Genomic DNA, 4712 nt, shown 5'->3' with positions numbered 1-4712 from the left:
TGCAGGCGCTTCGTGGCGGGCTACAGGGTCAAGGTGTTCGCTTTGGTCTGAAAACTGATGGCCGACCGGGGCACTGTCCGTCCCAGTTGGTCCCGCCGAACTTCGGACTGCAGGCTCACGCTCGCGTGTCCGATCCCGCGGGCACCGACACGTCCGGACCGGCCCGCAAGATCACTGTCATCCTCCACTGTATCTGGGTCGACGGCACATCATTCGACGGGGGCAACATGCCAGCCCGACTTTTTTTGCAGGTTCCTGGCCCGGTCCGCCGGGCTGGCGATGCCCGCTGGGACGGTGGTCGTAATGACCTCGGTCAATCGGCTGGTAGCGGCTCGTCCGCACCCCGTTGCAAACGAGGAGGCACCCGATCCGGACATCATCATGAGGCGCTTACGACCTCGGAAAGGACCATCGGGCAACTGATCACATTGAAACCAGGTGACAGCAAATCAGCTTATTACTACGAGCTCGCTATAGATCCACCAGCCGCGCTCGCCCCGTCTGCGCAACCCCGACCTGCTCCGTCGGGCCGAGCGCGACTACTTTGCCATATGGCTTCAAAAAAAGTTGACAACAACCCGCAATTAAAGAGCCGATTGGCGATAGCCCTCATACTGGGGCGCTCGGCGGCTGTCAGCAGATTGGGACCAATCGTAGTCGCACCGATGACGACGCGGATCTGACGCATCGATTTGCGGACGGCCTTGAGGAAGGCTCGGCTCGCGTTCTCCATTAGATGCCAGCGATCCGCGACCTGCACCGCCTGCGGCAAGGCTTTGGCCGCCGCCTCACAATATTCTCCACCACGGTCTCGGGCGACGATCGCGATCGTGGGATGAGCACGTCAGGCTTGGGCGGTCGTGGGTTCACGATCCGGCAGTAGGGTGACGATCCGGCGTCGTTCCAGATTGCAGATGATGCTGGCGCATCGGTGATTGCGCCGCCAGGCCCAATCATCAATGCCGATAACCCTGAGCGGGCCAGCCAGGGAACGGCGACGGCGTCGGACCACGCGCAGGAGCGTATCTTTACTTACCGGCAACATCAGCTGTTTTGCGAAGGTTGCCGCCGGACGACCGCCAAGCGCCAGACCAAGGTGATGGACGATAGAGCCCAGCCTCGCCGTGCGTCGCGCCGACGGAGCCAGTATCCCTTGCGAAGCGCTCAGCGAATATATAGCACCGCACAGGACGGCGTCGCAGCGGAAGCGACGGGCGATCACCAGGAGCTCCTACGATCCGCCCCAAGAGCGGCAGATCGGTCACGCGTCGTCGATTCCGGCTATCGACACGTCGGGAAACCGTTCTCTACGACGGACATACGCCAACGCTTCTGGATGCTCGGACCGTAATGACAACTTTGTCACCCTCGTAGCACGCGCTCTCTTCAACGAACCCACGCGGCACCAGACTGGAGCGGTGGAGTGCTTGCTGCATGGCGCTGATTTTCCCCAATCAAAGCGCAAGACATCCTCCAAACTGCATCAAAAGTGAGTAGAACGCGTGCTCAAGCCCGCCCGCACCAACATGCACGATGATGAAATTGCTAATCGCTGCCATATTGACGACCTAGCAACATCGGTCGCCAAATTGCCCCGACAACGTGCTGCCCATCACGGCCCAGCGCATTCTCTTGCACGCCCGGCCTGTACGCGATGGCGGCATTCATCCGACCTGCTAAGCACACAGAAATTTCGCTGGCGTATTGAACAGCAGGCAAGCGGGCCTTTTAATCGATCGCATCCCTTCGGACGCGCACCCGTTCTCCAACACGCCGTGCGCGATGGAGGCTCGAAAACTACGCAATCACGAGCTCGACCATCTCCATCTCAGAATCACAGCCTCACGAGGAGGAGCATTCGCATGGGTAGTCGAGCATGTAGCGAAGCTGGACTGGGGTGATTGTCACCACGTCCGCCGCCGACGGCCACAAACAGCGGCCGCGCTCCAGCCGCTTGGCATAAAGTGACCTGCCCAGTCCTGGCAGGCTCCAAATGTCGGCCGCCTACAAGATCTGGCAGGGGCTTAGCTTAGCCAGTTAATGTATATAGCGGAACCTCTGTCCCGCATTTTGCCGCGGGGACACGGGCAGGACGGAGGTCACAGATGGTATACAAGAAACTCATCAATCAAAGCGGGCTGACACTTGCGGTGTTGCTCATCACGCTCGTCGGCTCCGAGCCGAACCAGTCCGGACCGACCGTCACAGCGGCGCTACCAGTGGGTGACAAGCAGACGATTGAGTACGGTAATGCGCAGAATCCCTTCCTCAATGGCCTCGTGATTTCCTCCTCCTCCGGCGCGTTTTCGACCGGGTCGCAGATCGTGACGACTCGGGGCAGCAGCTGGATACTGTACTGAACACGCACGATACCTTTGCGGGTGGGCTGAACGTACTGGGCTCGAACACATAATTCGCCACGGCACCGGCGATCCCGCAGTGACGAACTTGGCCGCTCCTGGATGGCAAGCCAATCCTGGCGGCGTCGCAGCCCCGTCCGGATGAGTGCAGCCGATGGACGGAAACGTAAATCTTGTGACTTCCGCGCCCGTTCAGCGGGATCACCCGTGCCGGGTGTTGGATGAGCTACGGCGGAGACGAGCCATGATGCCTTCACTTTGCTTGTCTAGCACGACTCCATGCTTGAAGAAGGGCCCCACGAGTTCATGAAAGGACCGCGTGCGATCATCATGGAATGACGGTATAGCATATGAGTACCAATCTTATGTTGCAGGAGCCGCCCAGCGCGCTGCGGCTGATCACACAGGCGTATACGAGCCTTCTCATTATCGGCTTCGCCCTGCTACCCACTCAGTTCATCGCTTACCTCTATTTCCAGCAAGATCCCGCGCTGAAGTTTGAAGACCACCTGTTCCACGAATTCGCCATCGCCGTCGCTACCCTCGAGGGGCTGTTCGTCACATATGTGACGTGGCGCTGCTATCAGTCTTCAGGCGAGCCTCTGTTGCGGTGGTTGACGCTTGGTTTTCTGGCCTTCGTGCTGATCTATACGCTGCACGGCGCCTTCACGGGGATGGCACATCGCAACATTTGGCTGTTTCTGCTCTATGGGCCAGCGTCGCGTCTGGCGATGTCGATTTTGCTCTTCGTCGGGCTACTCAGCTACAACCGGCCGTCAGACGGACTTGAGAAGTGCTCGGACACGCGCGCATGGCTGACGTGGATTGGCCTGTTCCTTACGATGGACCTAGCTGTCGCACTGGTCGCCTATTCACCCTATGCTGGGCACCCGGTGGTCCGCCTGTCCATGGAGGGCGGCGCATTGCTCTTCAGTGCGCTGAACGTCGCGGTCTTGCTCATGCGACGGATTCACTCGCCGCTCATGCTTGTTTTCGGCGTTTCTGTCGCATGGTTTGCGCTATCGTCGCTCGCATTCATTTTGGCCGCGCCGTGGAATCATATGTGGTGGCTGGCTCACGCAATCTTTGCTGGCGGATTTTTTTTGCTCAGCTATGGCGTCGTCCAGGCTTTCCGAACAACGCAATCGTTCGCCACCATCTATAGCCAGGAAGAAATGACCGCCCGCCTGGCCAAATCGATGGCCGACACTCAAAAGGCACTTCAGCAAGTGAAATTGAGCAATCAACGGCTGGAGCGGCTCGCCGCCACTGATCCACTAACCGGTGCCGGGAACCGGCGCCACTTTATCGAGCATATCGGCGCGGAGATCGCACGAGCCAAGAGGACCGGGGCGCCCTTGTCTCTGCTGTCCCTCGATCTAGACCATTTCAAGGATACAAACGACTCACGTGGTCACAGCGTCGGCGATGAGGTCCTGCGCGTATTCGTGCGAAAGTGTCTGGAGGCAATCCGGCCTTACGAATCTGTCGCGCGCGTGGGCGGTGAAGAATTCATGGTACTGCTACCGGGGGCGACGCTCGACGCGGCTGGCGCGGTCGCCGAGCGCCTTCGATCGGCCATCGAACGCACTGCATTCGACGTCGGAGCCGAACCGTCGGTCGGCGTCACCATCAGCGTTGGAGTGTCGGAGTTCAGGCGTGATGGAGACACGCTCGACGGGTTCGTGAACGTCGCCGACCAGCGACTCTATCGCGCAAAATTTGAGGGCCGCAACCGTGTGGTTGTCGCCTAGGATATCGTTCATCGTTCACTCCGTCTCCGGTGCTCTTGACCCGGACGCCCGTTCTCGCTGTTCTCCGAGCCAAAGCCGCCTCTATTAACAACTATTCGGTCATGGTCCATCCATTGCAGTTTGCAGGCAGGTTCGCACCGCAATAGGCTGCGGTCACTAGCTGCCGGGAGCTGTTATGTCGTTGCTTGCTACGACGGCGTCGCGTGACAGCCGTCGTCAAAGTCTTGAAGCGGCATATTCAGGATATAGCTCGTTGCTTCGGTGCGCGAACTTGCCGGTCGCTCGAACACAACGTTTGCGGGAGGCCGCTATCGCGCCCCGATGGCTCATTGCTGCTTGCGAAGCCGTTACTGAAGTTCGGCAATCGGCGCAACATCTGGTTCTCAACAATCATGCTGCGGCCAAGAACCTCACTGGGCCACCCCGCGCTGCGGAGTGTTTGAATGGGATGAGAATGTCAACTCCACGATTGCGCGTATTGCACTTCGATTGGCGCAGTTCTGCCACGAGGGACCTCATTGCTCTCTTCGGTGGCGTCGTTCTCACTTCACTTTTAGCGCATCTCTATGGGCTTGGCCCTCGTTTAGCGCAGCTGGGA

2 protein-coding genes and 1 pseudogene are annotated in these 4712 nt (G+C 59.3%); 2 read left to right on the top strand and 1 reads right to left on the bottom strand.

The features are described from left to right. Window positions 1-596 precede the first annotated feature (596 nt). A pseudogene (locus I6F28_RS38010) lies at window positions 597-1069 on the bottom strand (ISL3 family transposase); the annotation flags it as partial. 1036 nt (window positions 1070-2105) lie between these two features. On the opposite strand from I6F28_RS38010, the gene I6F28_RS36870 reads away from it, so the two are divergent. Together I6F28_RS36870 and I6F28_RS37575 are read left to right on the top strand one after the other, a co-directional pair. After that, window positions 2106-2360, top strand: coding sequence for a hypothetical protein (locus I6F28_RS36870; protein WP_225143893.1), 255 nt, complete (start codon window positions 2106-2108; stop codon window positions 2358-2360). A gap of 350 nt (window positions 2361-2710) precedes the next feature. Continuing rightward, window positions 2711-4114, top strand: a complete 1404-nt coding sequence (locus tag I6F28_RS37575; protein WP_276573450.1) for a GGDEF domain-containing protein — start codon at window positions 2711-2713, stop codon at window positions 4112-4114. Window positions 4115-4712 lie beyond the last annotated feature (598 nt).

Origin of the sequence: Bradyrhizobium sp. NBAIM14 (assembly GCF_020193895.1) — a bacterium.
Taxonomy (GTDB): Bacteria; Pseudomonadota; Alphaproteobacteria; order Rhizobiales; family Xanthobacteraceae; genus Bradyrhizobium; species Bradyrhizobium yuanmingense.
The sequence above is the reverse complement of the archived record's forward strand: the minus strand, read 5'-3'. Positions and strand labels throughout refer to the sequence as shown.

What these genes read in the sequence shown, in the direction of transcription:
- I6F28_RS36870 (WP_225143893.1), top strand. Translation starts at nt 2,106, where the DNA reads ATGGTATACAAGAAACTCATCAATCAAAGCGGGCTGACACTTGCGGTG.
- I6F28_RS37575 (WP_276573450.1), top strand. Translation starts at nt 2,711, where the DNA reads ATGAGTACCAATCTTATGTTGCAGGAGCCGCCCAGCGCGCTGCGGCTG.